Here is a 17,498-nt window from a genome sequence, read left to right on the forward strand (position 1 = left end):
CATTGCCCTGGTGAGGCAGCCACCCCCAGTCGGTACTGAATCGAGGAAACAGCGATGAAGAAGTCACGCATACGATTACTTGTCAGGGTCGGTACAAGACCGGGTCGAAGGAGACCCGCCCGCACAGCCGCCGCACTACTCGGCCTGGGCCTCGCCGCGCTTGTCGGCACCCCCGCCCAGGCGGACCCGCAGGCCACGACGAAGCAGGTCAGCTACCACGGCTACCAGTTCACCGTGCCGCGCTCATGGCGGGTGGTCGACCTGGCCGACGACCCGACCGCCTGCGTGAGGTTCAATCAGCACGCGGTGTACCTGGGCCACCCCGGAACCGATCAGAACTGCCCCAGTGGCGCGATCGGCCGCACCGAGGCCCTCGTGGTCGAGCCGGCCACCAACGCGCTGTCCCAGCAGGGGACCGTGGCCAAGCCGATCGACCACGAGTACGACGCCAAAGCGGCCGGGGTGAGCATCACCGCCACCTACGACACCGATGCGGCTCTGGTCCGGCGGATCCTGTCGAGCGCCGCGATACTGACGGCCGCGCCCAGTTCCCCGCAAGCCTCGCAGGCCCCGCAGCCTCTCGCGACGGCCGCGCTGCCCTCGTCCGCCACCAACTACACCGGCAAGGGCTTTGACACGTGTGCGGCTCCGTCGGCGGCGGCCATGAGCTCCTGGCGGACGAGTTCGCCGTACAGCGCGGTCGGAATCTACATCGGCGGCCCCAACCGCTACTGCACCCAGCCCAACCTGACGGCCAGTTGGGTGCAGACGCAGTACAACGCCGGATGGCGGTTCGTACCGATCTACGCCGGGCCGATAGCCGAGACCCTCTCCTCGCCGACCAGCCAGGGCACCACCGCCGCGGACGACGCCGTCAGCGACGCGGCCGCCCTCGGGCTCGGCGCCGGGGCGACCCTGTACGTCGACATCGAGGCGTACTCCTCCGCCTACACCACCAACGTGCTGTCCTACGCCTCCGCCTGGACGAAGGAACTCCACGCCAAGGGCTACCAGGCCGGCGTCTACAGCAGCAGTGGTTCCGGGATCAACGACCTGGCCGACCACTACACCAGCTCCACGATGCCGGACGTCATCTACGACGCGCTGTGGAACGGTAGCGCCGACACCGCGGACTCCGTCGTGCCCAGTTCGTACTGGGCCAACCACCAGCGGGTCCACCAGTACTCCGGGGGCCGCAGCGAGACCTGGGGCGGCACCACGATCAACATCGACCAGGACTACCTGGACGTCCAGGTCAGCACCGCCACACTTCCGCACGGCAAGGTGTGGGACCGCGGGCGTCCCGACGGCGGACCGTGGGACACCAACGCCACCCTGATCGACGGCAACGACGGCATCAACGCGGTGGCCTCAGCCGCCCTGCCCGACGGCACCATCCACGTCGAGACCCTGATCGGTGGCGAGATCTGGGACCGCACCCGCAGCGCCGGCGGCACCTGGGGCACCGCCACCAAAATCGACGCCCAAGGCGCCATCACCGGCATCGCCGCAGCCGCACTCCCCAACGGCACCCTGCACGTCCAGGCCATCGTCAACGGCCAGATCTGGGACCGCACCCGCAGCGCCAGCGGCACCTGGAGCAGCTCCACCGAGATCGACTCCAACGGATCCATCACCGACGTCGCTTCAGTCGGCCTGCCCAACGGCGACCTCCACGTCGAAGCCCTGGTGAGCGGCTCCATCTACGACCGGGTCCGCAAGGGCGACACCGGCAACTGGTCCCTGTCCACTGCCATCGACGTCAACGGCAACATCACCGACCTCGCCGCCTCCGCCACCCCCAACGGCGACCAGCACGTCCAAGCCCTGGTCAACGGCACCGTCTACGACCGCGTCCGGCCCGAAGGCGGCACCTGGACCAACACCCTGATCGACTCCGGCGGAGCCGTCACCCAGATCTCCTCCGCAGGACTCCCCAACGGCGACCTCCACGTCGAAGCCGTCGTCAACGGACAGGTCTGGGACCGCGTCCACAAGGGCACCACCGGCAACTGGAGCACCCCCACCGAAGTCGACGCCAACGGAGCCATCTTCGGCACCTACGCCACCGCCACCCCCGACGGAACCCTCCACGTCGGAACCAACGCCTGACACCGTGGGACCCGCCCCCGTTCGCGCGCTGCGGCGAGCAGCGTACGGACGGGGCCGGACCTGCCTCGGTCAGAAGCCGACGGCCACCTCCAGCCACTGCGGGTTGGCGTGGGAGATGAAGGAGGACTGGCCCGCTACGTCGTCGTAGGGGAAGCCGTAGGCGAGGCCGTTGATGCCGTTGTCGTGCCAGAACTTGGCGTAGTAGTTGGCCGGGGCCGACTTGTAGTACTGGGTCGGGTCCGACTGACTCGAGGCCGGCAGGCCGGCGACGTGCCGGTTGAGCGCCGCGCACATGTCGGGGTTGCTGGCCATGGTGCCGGCGCAGCCGAAGATGTACTGGGTGGTCTCGTTGACGCCGACGGACTGGGCGTAGGAGGTGAAGTAGTTCGCGTTCACCCCACCCGGCTTGAAGCTCGCGTCACTGCCCGGGGCGATGATCCGGTACGGGGCCTGGGTCTGCGCCAACACCTGGAACTGCTGCGGGACGGCGTTGATGAAGTTCTGGAAGACCTGGGTGCGGGACGTGGTGAACAGGCTCTGGACGTCCCCGACCTGGACGTCGTAGCCGTCGGTGGCGTGCAGCCGCATCGCGAGGGGCAGGCCCCAGGCGTCCACGCGGGTGGTGTTGCCGTTGAACACGCCGCCGCCGACGGTGAACTCGATGAAGTCGTAGTACTGGCTGGTCGGCGAGCCGACGTAGAAGTACATCCGGCCGGACGAGTTGGCGGGCATGTCGAGGTAGGGCTGTTCGGCGATGGAGTGTGTCTGGCCGTTGAAGCTCCAGTACACCTGGCTGTCCGGGTAGGCGCCGTTGGTCCGGTTGAGGATCGCCACCTCGACCGCGTTCTTGGCGGCCGGGATGGTGCTCGTGTCACCCCAGAAGTCGCCGGTCGGTGGGGGCGTCGTGGTCCCGCCACCGGTGCCGTAGACCTGGAATTCCCAGAGCGAGTAGCCGTACGGAGTGGCCCGGGCCGTGCCGTACATGCGGACGTACCGGCCGCTGCCGGTGACGTTGAGAGTCTGGACCCCGCCGGTGCCGGCGGTGGTGGAGTAGATCGAGGTCCAGCTGGTGCCGTCGGTGGAGGTCTGGATCTGGAAGGCGGTCCCGTAGGCGGCCTCCCAGTTGAGCACCACCTGGCTGATCGTGGCCGTGGCACCGAGATCCACCTGAAGCCACTGCGGGTCACTGAACGCGCTGGACCATCTGGTGGTGGTGGAGCCGTCCACGGCGGCCGAGGCGGGGGTTCCCACGGCCTCGACGGACGAGGCGGTGGCCGGCTTCCCCTGCGAGAGCAGGGTGCCGGCCGCATGGGCGGAGGGCTCGGCCACCGTGACGACGAGGGCCGCCAGTAAGGCGACCAGGAGGGCCAGAACGATGGGGGTCGTGGGCCGGTGCCGTGCTGGCTGCTGGTGCGCCAGCACGAGGGGGTTGCTCGGCATGGTGTCTCCTGAACAGGGTGGGGTCCTGCGGATCCTGACGTGCCCGGCATGCCTCGGTTAGCGCCGAAAGCTCCAGAGAGCGCTCTCTCGAGGGTGATTGGTATATACCTTCGCTGTCGCCTCGGTGTCAACGGAAACGACGTCATCAGTCAGTACCTGTGGACGCCTCCGTGACAACATCGACGTCGTCGTGCGACCCCCGCACGACCTCTCCCTGGCCGACCCGGAAGGTGCGCATGCCTGAGGTGGCTGAATCCGCGGAACTGTCGGCAGCTCTGCGACGTGCTGGTCTGCCCGAGGTCGACGTCTCGACCCGGCGCCGGGCCGAGTACTCGACCGATGCGTCGCTCTACCGGGTGGTTCCGGCCGCGGTCGCCTTCCCCCGGTCGGTGGACGAGGTCATCGGCGCCATGGAGGTGTGCCGTTCGTTGGGGGTGCCGTTGACGGCACGCGGGGCCGGTACCTCCATTGCGGGCAACGCTGTGGGTTCCGGTCTGGTGCTGGACTTCTCGCGGCACCTGTCGCGTATCCGGACGATCGATCCGACCACGGCAACGGCCGAGGTCGACCCCGGTGTGGTTCTCAGCAGGCTGCAGGCCGCGGCCGGCGCGCAGGGCTTGCGTTTCGGGCCCGATCCGTCGACGCACAACCGGTGCACGATCGGCGGCATGATCGGCAACAACGCCTGCGGTTCGCGTGCGCTGGGTTACGGCCGCACCTCGGACAACGTGGTGGCGCTGGACGTGGTCACCGGTGGTGGGGAACGGCTGGACCTGGCGTCGGCAGCCGCCGGCTCCTCCCCCACCCTGTCCGCTCTGCGGGACGTGGTCGAGGGCAGTCTCGGGCCGATCCGTACGGAACTGGGCCGGTTCGGGCGGCAGGTCTCCGGCTATTCGCTGGAGCATCTGCTCCCCGAGCGCGGATTCGACGTCTCCCGCGCCCTGGTCGGCACGGAGGGGACGCTCGCGGTCCTGCTCGGCGCGACGCTACGCCTGGTGCGTACCCCCGCGGCCACGGTCCTGGTCGTGCTGGGCTACCCCGACATGGCCGCGGCGGCTGACGCGGTGCCGGCGCTGCTGTCGCACGCCCCGGTGGCGATCGAGGGCCTGGATTCGCGGATCACCGACGTGGTGACCGCACGACGGGGCGCCGCGTCGGTCCCCGCCATGCCGCGGGGCGGCGGCTGGCTGCTGGTGGAGCTGGCCGGTGCCGAGGCGGGGCAACTCGGTTCGGCGGCCACGGCGTTGATCGCCGATTCCGCCGCACTCGATTCCCGGCTGGTGTCGGACCCGGCCGAGGCGCTGGCGTTGTGGCGGATCCGCGAGGACGGCGCCGGGCTTGCGGCACGGCCGGTCGGCGGACGCAGCGCGCACGCGGGATGGGAGGACGCTGCCGTACCGCCCGAGAGGCTGGGCGCGTACCTGCGGGAGTTCGAAGCGCTGATGGCGGCCCACGGCCTGACCGGCGTTCCGTACGGTCATTTCGGTGACGGCTGTGTGCACGTACGGATCGACTTCCCACTGGAGCGGCCGGGCGGCCCGCAGGTCTTTCGCGCCTTCCTGCTGGACGCGGCCGAGTTGGTGGCCTCCCACGGCGGCTCGATGTCCGGGGAGCACGGAGACGGGCGGGCCCGCGGTGAGCTGCTGCCCCGGATGTACTCGCCGGCCGTGCTGGACGCCTTCGCCGCCACCAAGGCCGTCTTCGACCCCGACGACCTGCTCAACCCGGGGGTCATCGTGCGTCCCCGGCCGCTCGACGCCGACCTGCGGGTGCCGGCGGCCGGGCCGTTGCGCCGGTCCTTGGCCTTCGCATACGCCGAGGACGGCGGGGACTTCGGCGCGGCGGTGCACCGGTGCACCGGGGTCGCCAAGTGCCGCGCGGACACCACGGGGAGCGGCGGGGTGATGTGCCCCTCGTATCTCGCCACCGGGGATGAGAAGGACACCACGCGCGGGCGGGCCCGGGTACTCCAGGAGATGGTCAACGGCGGGCTGGTCACCGGCGGCTGGCGTGCGCCGGAGGTGCGCGAGGCGCTCGACCTGTGCCTGTCGTGCAAGGGCTGTTCGGTGGACTGCCCGACCGGGGTGGACATGGCCACCTACAAGGCCGAGATGCTGTACCAGGCGTACCGGCGCCGGCTGCGTCCGGCCAGCCACTACGCCCTGGGCCGGCTGCCGCGCTGGGCCGCCCTGGCCGCGCGGGCGCCCGCGGTCGCCAACCGCGTGCTGCGCGGCCCGCTCGCGGCCGTCGGCAAGCGCATGGCGGGCGTCGATACCCGGCGCGAGCTGCCGCTCTTCGCCGCGCAGACCTTCCGGCGCTGGTTCGCCACGCACGAGCCGGCCGCCGGGGATCCGGTCGTGCTGTGGGTGGACACCTTCACCGACTACTTCAGTCCCGAGGTCGGCATCGCGGCGGTGCGGGTCCTGGAGGCCGCGGGGTTGTCCGTACGTATCCCTTCGCGCCGGCTGTGCTGCGGGCTGACCTGGATCTCCACCGGCCAGCTCGACGCGGCCCGGCGGATCCTCCGGCGCAGCGTGGCCTCCCTCGCCCCCGAAGCCCGACGCGGAGTGCCGATCGTCGGCCTGGAACCCTCCTGCACAGCGGTGTTCCGCGACGACGCGGCGCGCCTGCTGCCCGACGACCCCGACCGCGCCGCCGTGGCCGCGGCCACCAGGACCCTGGCCGAGCTGCTCACCGACCGCGACGTCCCGCTGCCCGACCTGACCGGCGTACGGGCACTGGCGCAGCCGCACTGCCACCAGCACGCGGTGATGGGCTGGGCGACCGACCGAGCCCTGCTGGAGAAGGCCGGAGCCACCGTGGACGCGGTGGGCGGCTGCTGCGGCCTGGCGGGCAATTTCGGTGCGGAACGCGGCCACTACGAGGTCTCCGCGGCGATCGCGGAGACCGCCCTGCTGCCCGCCGTACGCGCCGCCGACGAGGGCACCTCACTGCTCGCCGACGGCTTCTCCTGCCGCACCCAGCTGGACCAGCTCGCCGGTCGCCGGGGCGTACACCTGGCGCAGCTCCTCGCTCAGTACCAGTCCTGAGACCGCGGTTCAGGTCGGCTGGGAGGCGGCTCGGCTTACCCGAGGCAATCCTTCCTGGCGGAGCCGGACCGGGCGTGGTCGAACCGGCGCGGCGGTCACCGTGCTCCGCGCGCACTCCGGTGCTGACGCCAGGTCTGGTAGTGGTCGAGGACCGTCTCCTCGAACGGGCGGTAGGTGACGCCCAGTTCGTCAACGCTGCGCCGGTTGTCCACGGTGAACCTGATCCCCAGGTGTTTGCGGATGTAGTCCGGCGTGAGCCCGAAGGCCGGTCCGAGCGTTCTGACCGCCCAGCGCGGCAGGCGGTGGGCGGGAAGCTCGATGTTCCGCGGGAAGCGGTCACGAAGGATGCGCGACATCTGCAGGAACGAGTACATCTCCTCCCGCGCGACGATGTAGCGGCCATGCGCTTCCGGGGTTTCCGCCGCCGCCACGTGCGCGCTCGCGACGTCCCTGACGTCCGCGACCGTGAAGCTGAAGTCCGGTGCGCCGTAGAAGAAGTAGCCCTTGAACAGCTCGTCCAGGAGGAACAGACTGCCGGATTCGGACCCGGGCGTCAGCGAAGGTCCCAGTATCAGGCCCGGGTTGACGGCGACCATGCTCCAGCGGTCCTGGGCCCGTGCCGCGTCCCAGGCTGTCTGTTCGGCGACCGTCTTCGCGTAGTGGTACGGGTTGTTCTCGGGGGTGCTGGTGGTGTTGACGTAACGCTCGGAGAGGACGTGTCCGTCCATCCCGAGGACGTCCGCGTAGTCGCCGAAGATCGCACCGACCGTGGATGTGAAGACCAGCCTCTCGACCGCTGGTGTGCGTTCGATGCTCGCAAGGACGTTACGCGTGCCGGACAGCGCGGGCGCGACGACGTCCTTGGCGCCCTTCTTGATCGTCTCGGGCATGAAGAACGGCGAGGCAACGTGGAACACGACACGACAGCCGTCCATCGCCTTGTCGAAGGAACCCTCCGTCAGCAGATCGGCCTCGAACAGGCGCAGCATGTCGGGGAAACGGTCCCGCATGACCTCGAGCGGCCGCGTCTTCACGGCTCCTGCCGTCGGCCGCACCGTGGCATGCACGCGGTAGCCGCGCTCCAGAAGCAATCGGACCAGATGACTCCCGACAAACCCGCTGCCCCCGGTCACCAACACCGTTTCCCCGCCGCCGCCCACGCCGCCCCGCTCTCCCATCACGGCTGTCCGGTCCGGGGCCGCCGCGCGCCCATCCCAGCGCGCACCATACTGGCGTAAGCGGCCCCTTGTCCGTGGCGCTTCCGACCGGCAGCCCTCCCCCACGGGCCGTGAACCTTTGCCAACCTGGTTGAGTGCTTCAGCCGGCCGGCTGAGCAGGGTCACTCGTGACTGCGCGACCAGCCCTCCTGCGCCGACCGAGCCGGAAGGCGAGCATGCTGGCAAGGGCGACCGCCAGGCTCACGCCGACGACCACGTTGTCCGCGTCACGCGCCACGCCCGTGTAGTGCCAGATCCAGGCCCCGATGAACGTGAAGCCTCCGCCGAAGAAGCCAAGCGCTGTGGCCAGGCGAAACCGGGTCCCCCCGTCCAGCGCAGTCTTGACCACGGCGATCGGCTCCGGCGTCGGCCGCAGGGCGATGTAGTCACCCGCGCCTGCGGTGACGGAGGTGAGCGTCTCAGACGCCTCACCACCTGGAGCGCAGAGGAAGGAGGTCGTCTCACCCGCTTCCACCATGGCGGTCAGCGGCGCGCTGGAGCACCAGGAAATCTTGAGCTGCAAGCGATGGGGTCCCGCGGGCACATCGAAGCGCAGCGTCTGTCCCCGGGCGATCCAGCCCACCTGCGTGTCGTCAATGAGCACCGCGTAGCGGCGAAGCAGATCGCGGTAGCCGTCCTGCGCCCTCGACAACACGATGGTTCCGTGCTTCTCCTGGGTTGACGCCACGGATGGGACACCTCCGCCGGCCACCGTCGGCTGATTGGGAGACGCAGAGTCTTCCCCGTCGTCCATCGCCACTTCATGCCCCCGGTTCTCAGGCACCGCTGCCTGCGCTCGGGAGCATACTCCCGACGGTGACGACCACCTCGACGACGGGCAGCATGCCGAGGACCTTCACCGTGCCGTGGGAGTGCTGTGTTGATCGATGGTTCGGGGACGTTGGAGCCGGCGGAGTGCGAGGAGGCCGCCGATGCCGGGGATGACGGCGGTGGCCTTGGTGGTGGTCTCGGCTTGTTCGAGGCGCCAGGTCGCGGCGAGTACGAAGAGGTAGGCGCAGCCGTGGGTGGGACCCATCAGGGCGGAGATGGGTTTGAGGTGAGCGGTGGCGAGGTTGGCCAGCATGGCGATGAGCGAGATGAGTTCGACGTGTGCCGCGATGCGCAGGTGGCGAAGGTGCTGCATTCTCATGCTCCTGTGGTGGAGCCGGGGCGGATGATCATCAGGACGGTGACTGTGGCCCACAGCAGGTTGAAGAGGCCGGTGAGCATGGCCAGGCGGGCGGCTGATCGGGGGTCGGCGCCGGAGCCGGGCACCTGCGTCGTAGTGGCGAGCGCGCTGTCCTGGGCGGGCAGGATCAGCAGGGCCAGGATGGCGGCGGCCGCGGCGGTCAGGAGGATCGAGGTGATCAGCCATCCGCTGCCGAGGACGCCGAGGCTGCTGGCCGTGGCGAACCCGAAGACGGGTACGGCGATGCCGATGGCGGCGTAGACGCGGCAGATCCGGTGAAGCAGCCGAAGGCTGGTGAGCGCCTCGTGGTCACCCGGGTCGCTGTGGGCGCGGCGTAGGGCTTTGGGGAACATGCTGGCGGCGACGGTGACCGGGCCGATGGCCAGCACGGCGGCCAGGACGTGCAGGGAGAGGAAGAGTTTCGTCACGGTCGGAGTTCCGCCGTTGCTCGAACGGTGCGACGGCGGCCGGTGACCTTGGAGGCGGGCAGTCGTCCGGCCTTGGAGGTGCCGGTGAGAGTGTCGCCGTCGACGGTCATGGCGAAGGCCAGGTTCAGGCGCAGGGGCTTGGTGATGGCCTGCGTCCAGGTGAGCCGGTCGCCGTCGAGGGCGACGTCGTCGAGCGGGACCTCCTCTCCCGCCCCGTGGGCGGTCCCGGTCAGGACCCCGTCGTGCCGATGGAGTTCGACCACGGCTTTGATCCGGCCGATGGGGGTGGCGATGGACAGGTCCCAGATACCTTCGACGGGCATGCTGCTGTTCTTCCTTACGGTGTGGTGCGGGTAGGACGTACGGGAGTGGCGCGCGGCGGAGTCGTCAGAGGGCGGCGGGCGCCGGGCCCTGGTGGCGCCAGACCGTGCCGCGGCGCTCGTGGGCGAACAACTCCTCGACGGCGTGGGCGATTTGGGGGCCGACCTCGCGCTCCAGCAGATACAGGCCCAGGTCGAGTCCGGAGGTGACTCCGGCGCCGGTGACGAGGTCGCCGTCGTCGACGACGCGGGCGTGGACCGCGTGGACGCCGGTGGCGTCGAGCATGTCCAGGCCCAGGTGGTGGGTGGTGGCGTGGCGGCCCTCCAGCAGGCCGGCCATGGCCAGGACGAGCGAACCGCCGCACACCGCGGCGGTCGTCACCTCCGGATTCTCCATCGCCGCCTTCATCAGCGTGGGCAGCTCGGTGGTCAGGGTGCGGCCCAGCAGCACGGGGATGAGCTCGTCCTGCCTCCGCTGCCCGGCCCCCGCGTCCTGGTCAGGGACCTCGCCGGGCTCTCCGACCCGGCCCGAGGCGCCCGGAACCAGGATCAGGCCTGCCCGCCCGGGGTCGAGGGCGGCAGTGGCGCGCAGCGCGAGGCCACCGGTACCGCTGACGACCTCGCGTGGCCCTTCGGCGCAGACCAGTTCCACGCTGACCGCGCCGCCGGAGGCGGTGCCGCCCGCGTACAGCACCTCGTAGGGGGCGATGACGTCGAGCGGATCGAAACCGTCGAACAAGACGATCTGGGCATGCATGGAGGTCCTTCGGACGCTGTACGGAGGCCGGTCTCTGCGCCGGACGTCACGACGCTAAACCGGTCGGTGAACCGTCTCCCAGGGGCATTAATGACAGCTTCCAACGGAATATCGCCAGCACGTCGGAAAGAGACTGTGAGCTGCGGGAACCGCAGATCGCTTCTTCGCCGCGGCCAAGGCAGGAACGCGGCGGGCAGGTATGTTCTGGCCATGCACACAGTCGCCGTTCTCGCGCTTGACCGGGTGATCCCGTTCGACCTGTCCACCCCGATCGAGGTCTTCACCCGTACCCGCCTCCCGGACGGGCGCCCCGGCTACCAGATCCGTGTGTGCGCGGAGAAGCCGGAGATCGACGCGGGCGCCTTCACCCTGCGCGCGCCGTGGGGACTGGAGGGCCTCAAGGGCGCGGACACGATCATCGTCCCCGGTACGGACAACCCGGCGGCCCCCCTTGCCCCCGCCGTCCGCGATGCCCTGCGCGCAGCCGCCGACGACGGCACGCGCATCGCTTCCATCTGCACGGGCACCTTCCCGCTGGCCGCCTCCGGGCTGCTCGACGGCCTGCGTGCCACCACCCACTGGATCGCCGCCGCCCAACTTGCCGCCATCCACCCCGACATCGACGTCGACCCGGTCGTCCTGTACGTCGACAACGGCCAGATCCTCACCTCCGCCGGCGCCGCCGCCGGCCTGGACCTGTGCCTGCACATGATCCGCCGCGACTACGGCTCGGCCGTCGCCGCCGACGCCGCCCGGCTGTCGGTCATGCCCCTGGAACGCGAGGGCGGACAAGCGCAGTTCATCGTCCACGACCGCACGCCCACCCCCCAGGGCTCGGCCCTCGAACCCCTGCTCACGTGGTTGCAGGACAACCTCGCCCGCGACCTCACTCTCGCCGACATTTCCGCCCACGCCGGAACCAGCACCCGGACCCTGATCCGCCACTTCCGCGAACAGACCGGAACCACCCCGCTCCAGTGGCTCCACCGCGCCCGTATCCGCCAGGCCCAACACCTCCTGGAGACCACCCGCCACCCCGTCGAACGCATTGGCGCCCAGGTCGGCTTCGGCTCACCCACCGCCTTCCGCGACCGCTTCAAGCGCACCACCGGCGTCAGCCCCCACGCCTACCGGCGCGCCTTCAGTTGACGCCGATGGTCACCACGCCCGTGTTCCCCGGGCGCGAGAGGCACGCCCGGGGAACACGGGGGGATGGATGCGACTGATTCCGACGGACCGTTACTTGGCCTTGTTCACGAAGTCGTTGGTGTAGGTCTTGGACAGATCGACCGTGTGTCCCTTGACCGTCGGGTCGAAGGCGGAGAGGACCTTGAGGACCGTCTTGGCACCGTCGGCGGGCATCAGCCCGTCCGGCGAGTACATGCCCTTCTCGTTCTGCAGTGCCTTGGTGTAGACGTCCTTGCCCACGCCCGCGTAGTAGTCGGCCGGCATCTTGTCGGCGATCTGGGCGGCGGTGTGGGTCTGGATCCACTTGAGTGTCTCGACGTAGACATTGACCAGCTTCTGCACCACGACCGGGTTCTTCTGGATGTAGCCGGTGGTCAGGTAGAGGCAGGAGGCGGGGTAGGTGCCGCCCAGGGCGGCCTTGGCGCCTGCCGAGGTGCGCATGTCGATGAGGGGCTTGGCCAGCTTCTTCTGCTCCAGCATGGAGATGGTGGGCTCGGTGGTCATGCCGGCGTCGATCTGCTTGTTCTGCATGGCGGCGACGAAGGTGGAGCCGGCACCGACGGCGACCGAGGTGGCGGTGCCTGCCTTGACGCCGTTCTTGGCCTCGAGGTACTGGGTGAGGAAGTTGGTGGAGGAGCCGAGGCCGGTCACGCCGAGGTGCTTGCCGGTGAAGTCGGCCGGGCTCTTGATCTTGGATGCCTCATCGGTGCGGACCATCTCGACCTCGCCGGGGGCCTGGAGCAGTTGGGCCACGGACTCGGTGGCCTTGCCCTTGGACTGCAGGTCGATGTTGTGGTCGTAGAAGCCGACCACCGCGTCCACCTGGCCGGCCAGCATGGCGGTCTCGGCGTCGACGCCGGCGGGTTCGTCGGAGAGCTGGACATTGACGCCCTGGGCCTTGTAGTAGCCAAGGCTCTTGGCGAGCATCACCGGCAAGTAGATCTGCTTGTTGAGACCGCCCACCATGATTCTGACCGTGGATTCACCGGCGGAGTTCTTGGCCGCGACCTTGGTGCTGGAGCCGCCGCCGCAGGCGGAGAGGGTGAGTGCGAGGGCGGCGCAGGTGGCCGTGGCGAGCAGGGACTTCTTGACCGGCTTCATTGCTGGTCTCCTTCGGGACGGAGCGGAAACAGGACGGGGTGGGGCGGGAGAGGGCAGAACTGAGGGGGGCTGAGGGGTTACAGACCGGCGCCGTCGCCCGACAGCTGGGTGGGCCGCCAGCGCAGGACGCGCTTCTCGAAGCGGGTCACCAGGAATTCGGCGATCAGGGCGAGTACGGCGATGATCAGCGTTCCGGCGTAGACGCCGTCGGCGTTGAAGTTGCCCTGGGCCTGGGCGATCAGCTGGCCGAGGCCGGCCTGCGCGCCGAGCATCTCGCCGACGATGGCGCCGATGAGCGCGAAGCCGAAGGCCGCGTGCAGGGAGGCGACGATCCAGGTCATCGCCGAGGGCAGGACGACCTGGGAGGTCACCCGCCATTCGGAGGCGCCGAGGATACGGGCGTTGGCGATCAGGTTGCGGTCCACCTCGCGGGTGCCCTGGAAGGCGTTGAAGAAGACCGAGAAGAAGACCAGTACCACGGCCAGCGCGACCTTGCCGGACGGCCCGAGGCCGAACCAGATGATGAACATCGAGCCGAGCACGATGCGCGGGATGGAGTTGGCCGCCTTGATGAACGGGGCCATCACGTCCGCCAGCGCCCGGATCCGGCCCAGGGCGATGCCCAGCACCACACCGGCGACGGTTCCGATGATGAAGCCGAGGACGGTCTCCTGCATGGTGACGCCGATGTTGTGCCAGATGGAGCCGAGCGAGGTGCCGTCGGTGAACCAGGTCTTCAGCTGCTTCACGACCCCGTCCGGCGAGCCGTAGGTGAACTTGTCCAGCGAACCGCTGGAAGCGCCGAGCTGCCAGCCGCCGAGCACGAGCACGACCAGCCCGATCTGGGCGAGGAGGATCAGCAGCCGGCGCCGGCGTGCCCGGGTCCTCGCGCTGCGGATCAGCGCGGCCTCGTCGAAGTCGGACGGGAGGGAGGAGGCGGCATGGGGCTCGGCGTCGGAGATGAGGTCGGTCATCGCGGGTCTCCTAGACCGTGGTGTTGACGGGGATGATCGGGTCGTCCGACGCCGCCGGCGGCGGCTCGTACTCGGTGCCCGCCGTACGGGCGTAGGCGAGCTGGACCTCGTCGCGCAGGCTGGTCCAGATCTGCTCGTAGAGCTCGACGAAGCGCGGGTGGAAGCGGATCTCCTGGACCTTGCGGGGGCGTGGCAGGTCGACGTGGAAGGTGTCCTTCACCGTGCCCGGGCCGACGGTCAGGACGACGACCTTGTCGGCGAGCGCGATGGCCTCCTCGAGGTCGTGGGTGACGAAGACGACCGCCGGGCGGGTCAGCTCCCACAGGGCCAGCAGTTCGTCCTGGACGATCTGCCGGGTCTGGACGTCCAGTGCCGAGAACGGCTCGTCCATCAGCAGGATCTCGGGCTCGTTGATCAGTGTCTGGGCCAGCGCCACGCGCTTGCGCATGCCGCCGGACAGCTGGTGCGGCAGCCGGTCCTCGAATCCGGACAGTCCGACCCGGCGCAGCCAGTCGCGGGCCTTGGTGACGGCGTCCTTCTTCGAGGAGCCGCGGAACTGCGGGCCGGCGGCCACGTTGTCCAGCACCGACTTCCAGGGGAAGACCGCGTCGGTCTGGAACATGAACCCGACCCGCGGATCGATGCCGGTGACCGGTTCGCCGTGGATCAGGGTCTGGCCGGCGCTCGCCTGCTCCAGGCCGGAGACCAGGGACAGGGTGGTCGACTTGCCGCACCCGGTCGGGCCGACCACCGCGCAGAACTCGCCCGGGGCGACGGTCATTCCGAGGTCGCGCAGGGCGGTGTAGATCCCGCCCGACGGGGTGCGGAAACGTTTTGTCGCATTGCGCAGCTCGATCGCGGGAACCGGATCGGTCGCTGATTCATTCACTACGTTGCACCGCCTTCGGACTCTGCGTTGCGCCGGTGTTTCCGGCGGGTGACGAGAACGTAGAACGGCGGCGAGGGCGCGGCGAGTCTTGCGTACGTTGCGCGGCTTTCCCACGTTCACCGCAGTTCTGCGCGTTCTGCTCAGCGTCCCGGGGGGTGGGCAAAACCTCCGTCACCAGGCACAATCACCGGCACGTGGGCTCGGCGAAGGGGTCGGACCCGGGTGCGGCCGCCGCCGTGGAACACCCAGAGTTCCCGGACCGCGTGCCGGGCCGGCGTGCGGTACGACAGGAGCGGAGAGGTGCCTGTGATGCCCATCCGTGTTCGTCGTCTCCGTATACGCACATGCGGGATACGCACAGGCGGCCTGCGCGCAGGCGGCGTACGTGTGCGCCGTGGCGGCAAGCGAAGGCTCTCCACGCGGATCCTGGTCAGCCAGCTGCTGATCCTCGCCGTCACCGGCACCATCGGCTTCGTACTGCTCGCCTTCGCGCAGCGAGCCGAGCTCGACCGTGCCTACGAGAAGCGGGCGCTGGCCATCGCGCAGACCACGGCCGCCGAGCCGCAGATCCAGCAGGCCATGGAGTACGGGGGCGGCGGCGACACGGTGCAGACGGTCGCCGAGCGGATCCGGAAGGCGTCAAAGGCCTCGTACGTGGTGGTGATCGACCTGCACGGGGTCCGCCACTCGCACCCCCACCCGGAGCTGATCGGCAAGCACGTGGCCGAACCGCTCGTGGTGCTGCACGGCCGTACGCAGGTCGGCATCGACCAGGGCGTCACCGGGCGCTCCGCCAATGGCAAGGCCGCGCTGTACGGGCCCAGCGGCTCGCTCGTCGGCGAGGTGTCGGTGGGTATCCCGGAGCGGGACGTGCTCGGCGAGCTGTGGCGGGAGCTGCCCACCTTCGGCCTGTACGCCGGGATCGCGACGGCGGTCGGGTCGGCGGCGGCGTACCTGCTGGCGCGGCGGCTGAAGCGGTCCACGTTCGGGCTGGAGCTGGAGGAGATCGCCGGGCTGCTCCAGGACCGCGAGGCGATGCTGCACGGCATCCGGGAGGGCGTGCTCGCCTTCGACCCCGAGGGCAGGATCACCGTCGTCAACGACGAGGCCCGGCGGCTGCTGGGCCTGGGCACCGGGCTCGGCAGCCGGCTGGAGGACGTACTGCCCGACGGGCGGCTGCGCCGCGCTCTCGACGGCACTCTCGCCGGCGCGGATCTCACCGTACTGACCGACGACCACTGCCTGGTCGTCAACCGGATGCCGGTGACGCTGCACGGCCGCGAGCTGGGCGCGGTGGTGACCGTACGGGACCGCACCGAGATGGTGGGGCTGCTGCGGGAGCTGGACTCGGTGCGCGGGCTGACCGACGCGCTGCGGGCGCAGCAGCACGAGTTCACCAACCGGATGCACACCCTGGCCGGGCTGCTGGACCTGGGCGAGTACGAATCGGCCTTCGAGTACGCGGTCGAGTCGGCCGGCGCCGAGCAGGCGCTGGCCGAGTCGGTGCGGGAGCGGGTCGGCAACGCGCTGATGGTGGGGCTGATCGTGGCCAAGACCACGGTCGCCGCCGAGCGCGGGGTACGGATCGTGCTGGGTGAGGACTCCGCGCTCGGTGAGCAACCGCCGCATCTGCGCCGGCTGCTGACCATCGTCGGCAACCTCCTGGACAACGCGGTCGACGCGGCGGCAGGCGGACCGGCCCCGGCGGGCGGCCCCGAGGTGCGGCTCTCGGTGGTCGAGGGCGTCGCGGAGGTGAGCGTCCGAGTCGCCGACACCGGGCCGGGGATCCCGCAAGGCGCGGCCGAGGCGATCTTCGAGGACGGCTGGTCGACCCGGCCGGACCGGGGTACCGCCCGGCGCGGACTGGGGCTCGCCCTGGTACACCGGCTGGTGCAGCGGCACGGCGGCACGATAACGGCCAGCGAGGGGCCCGGCGCGGTCTTCACCGTGGTGCTGCCGCTGCCGGACACCGCCCCGGCCCCGCAGGGAGCTTTGTTCACGATCGCCCCGCCGGTGCCGACCGGCGCGGTGACCGCGCACGACGGAGGTGATCGCTGGTGATCCGGACGCTGGTGGTGGACGACGACTTCCGGGTGAGCGGCATCCACTGTTCGTACGTCTCCCGTGTCGAGGGCTTCGAGGTCGTCGGCCAAGCGCCGAACGTGGCGGAGGCGCTGGCGGCGGTGCGTACGCTCCACCCGGAGCTGCTGCTGCTCGATGTCTTCCTGCCCGACGGCAGCGGGCTGGACGTACTGCGGCAGCTGACCGGTGACGCGGGCGGCGCCCGGCCCGACGCCATCATGATCACGGCGGACCGGGACATCACGTCGGTACGGACCGCGATGAAACTCGGGGCCGTGGGCTACCTCGTCAAGCCCTTCGGCTCCGCGGCCCTGGCCGAGCGACTCAACGCCTACCGCGAGCTCCAGCACCGGGTGGACGCCCTCGGCCCGGCGGCGGAGACCGATCAGGCCGACGTGGACGCCCTGTTCAGCGCCGCCCGGCCCACCGCCCTGCCCCCGATCCCGGCCAAGGGCCACTCCGCGCCGACCCTCGCCCTCGTCCACGAGGCGATCCGTACCGCCCGCCGCGATCTGTCGGCCGCCGAAGCCGCCGAGCTCACCGGCGTCTCCCGCGCCACGGCCCAGCGGTACCTCTCCTACCTCGTACGCGAGGGCCTGGTCCGCCTCGAACTGCGGTACGGCGCGACCGGACGCCCCGAGCACCGCTACCGAAGGGTGTCCTGACCTCGCCCTCACCAGGTCACTCGGCCGCCTCGCGCCGGGACGGCCGAACCTCCTGGAGGGCGAGGCGCCGGGCGGGATCGGGGGGT

At 70.2% G+C, this 17,498-nt stretch carries 15 protein-coding genes; 5 read left to right on the plus strand and 10 right to left on the minus strand.

Going from position 1 to position 17,498, the window contains the following annotated elements; translation table 11 throughout:
* Positions 1 to 54 precede the first annotated feature (54 nt).
* Positions 55 to 2,112: a DUF1906 domain-containing protein gene (locus ACFXJ5_RS03625; RefSeq protein ID WP_384626231.1), complete on the plus strand. Its 2,058-nt coding sequence runs from the start codon at positions 55 to 57 to the stop codon at positions 2,110 to 2,112.
* 69 nt (positions 2,113 to 2,181) lie between these two features.
* Here the strand turns inward: ACFXJ5_RS03625 and ACFXJ5_RS03630 are convergent, their stop codons facing one another.
* Positions 2,182 to 3,552 (minus strand): beta-1,3-glucanase family protein, encoded by a 1,371-nt coding sequence (locus tag ACFXJ5_RS03630; RefSeq protein WP_384626234.1) that lies wholly within the window; start codon positions 3,550 to 3,552, stop codon positions 2,182 to 2,184.
* Between the two features lie 245 nt (positions 3,553 to 3,797).
* Here ACFXJ5_RS03630 and ACFXJ5_RS03635 point away from each other — a divergent pair, with 245 nt between their 5' ends.
* A complete protein-coding gene (locus ACFXJ5_RS03635; protein WP_384626237.1) occupies positions 3,798 to 6,602 on the plus strand; it encodes an FAD-binding and (Fe-S)-binding domain-containing protein in 2,805 nt (934 codons plus the stop codon).
* 95 nt (positions 6,603 to 6,697) lie between these two features.
* Here the strand turns inward: ACFXJ5_RS03635 and ACFXJ5_RS03640 are convergent, their stop codons facing one another.
* The 6 genes from ACFXJ5_RS03640 to ACFXJ5_RS03665 form a co-directional block, all read right to left on the minus strand.
* The gene (locus ACFXJ5_RS03640; RefSeq protein ID WP_384626573.1) at positions 6,698 to 7,780 is read right to left on the minus strand and encodes an NAD-dependent epimerase/dehydratase family protein; all 1,083 of its coding nucleotides are present in this window, start codon (positions 7,778 to 7,780) and stop codon (positions 6,698 to 6,700) included.
* A 139-nt stretch (positions 7,781 to 7,919) separates the two neighbouring features.
* The gene (locus ACFXJ5_RS03645) at positions 7,920 to 8,507 is read right to left on the minus strand and encodes a hypothetical protein (protein WP_384626240.1); all 588 of its coding nucleotides are present in this window, start codon (positions 8,505 to 8,507) and stop codon (positions 7,920 to 7,922) included.
* Between the two features lie 168 nt (positions 8,508 to 8,675).
* Entirely contained in the window at positions 8,676 to 8,963 is a 288-nt protein-coding gene (locus tag ACFXJ5_RS03650; protein ID WP_384626243.1) for a DUF3817 domain-containing protein, read from the minus strand.
* A gap of 2 nt (positions 8,964 to 8,965) precedes the next feature.
* On the minus strand, positions 8,966 to 9,436 hold the full coding sequence (locus tag ACFXJ5_RS03655; protein ID WP_384626245.1) for a DUF2269 family protein: 471 nt from the start codon (positions 9,434 to 9,436) through the stop codon (positions 8,966 to 8,968).
* Complete coding sequence (locus ACFXJ5_RS03660) at positions 9,433 to 9,759, minus strand: hypothetical protein (protein WP_384626247.1); 327 nt, start codon at positions 9,757 to 9,759, stop codon at positions 9,433 to 9,435. Before ACFXJ5_RS03660 ends, ACFXJ5_RS03655 begins: the two co-directional genes overlap by 4 nt.
* 64 nt (positions 9,760 to 9,823) lie before the next feature.
* A complete protein-coding gene (locus tag ACFXJ5_RS03665; RefSeq protein ID WP_384626249.1) occupies positions 9,824 to 10,513 on the minus strand; it encodes a DJ-1/PfpI family protein in 690 nt (229 codons plus the stop codon).
* Between the two features lie 210 nt (positions 10,514 to 10,723).
* Between ACFXJ5_RS03665 and ACFXJ5_RS03670 the strand changes: the two genes are divergently transcribed.
* Positions 10,724 to 11,662 carry a GlxA family transcriptional regulator gene (locus tag ACFXJ5_RS03670; protein ID WP_384626252.1) on the plus strand — a complete coding sequence of 313 codons (939 nt, stop codon included), beginning with the start codon at positions 10,724 to 10,726 and terminating at the stop codon, positions 11,660 to 11,662.
* A gap of 90 nt (positions 11,663 to 11,752) precedes the next feature.
* On the opposite strand, the gene ACFXJ5_RS03675 is transcribed toward ACFXJ5_RS03670, so the two are convergent.
* The 3 genes from ACFXJ5_RS03675 to ACFXJ5_RS03685 form a co-directional block, all read right to left on the minus strand.
* The gene (locus ACFXJ5_RS03675) at positions 11,753 to 12,802 is read right to left on the minus strand and encodes an ABC transporter substrate-binding protein (protein WP_384626254.1); all 1,050 of its coding nucleotides are present in this window, start codon (positions 12,800 to 12,802) and stop codon (positions 11,753 to 11,755) included.
* A gap of 77 nt (positions 12,803 to 12,879) precedes the next feature.
* Positions 12,880 to 13,776, minus strand: coding sequence for an ABC transporter permease (locus ACFXJ5_RS03680; RefSeq protein WP_384626256.1), 897 nt, complete (start codon positions 13,774 to 13,776; stop codon positions 12,880 to 12,882).
* Positions 13,777 to 13,786: 10 nt separating this feature from the next.
* Positions 13,787 to 14,665: an ABC transporter ATP-binding protein gene (locus ACFXJ5_RS03685; protein ID WP_384626259.1), complete on the minus strand. Its 879-nt coding sequence runs from the start codon at positions 14,663 to 14,665 to the stop codon at positions 13,787 to 13,789.
* 387 nt (positions 14,666 to 15,052) lie between these two features.
* On the opposite strand from ACFXJ5_RS03685, the gene ACFXJ5_RS03690 reads away from it, so the two are divergent.
* Together ACFXJ5_RS03690 and ACFXJ5_RS03695 are read left to right on the plus strand one after the other, a co-directional pair.
* Positions 15,053 to 16,726: an ATP-binding protein gene (locus tag ACFXJ5_RS03690; protein ID WP_384626262.1), complete on the plus strand. Its 1,674-nt coding sequence runs from the start codon at positions 15,053 to 15,055 to the stop codon at positions 16,724 to 16,726.
* Positions 16,723 to 17,412: a response regulator gene (locus tag ACFXJ5_RS03695; protein ID WP_384626265.1), complete on the plus strand. Its 690-nt coding sequence runs from the start codon at positions 16,723 to 16,725 to the stop codon at positions 17,410 to 17,412. The genes ACFXJ5_RS03690 and ACFXJ5_RS03695 overlap by 4 nt, the downstream gene beginning before the upstream one ends.
* Positions 17,413 to 17,498 lie beyond the last annotated feature (86 nt).

Source organism: Streptomyces sp. NPDC059373 (assembly GCF_042751495.1).
GTDB lineage: Bacteria > Actinomycetota > Actinomycetes > Streptomycetales > Streptomycetaceae > Actinacidiphila.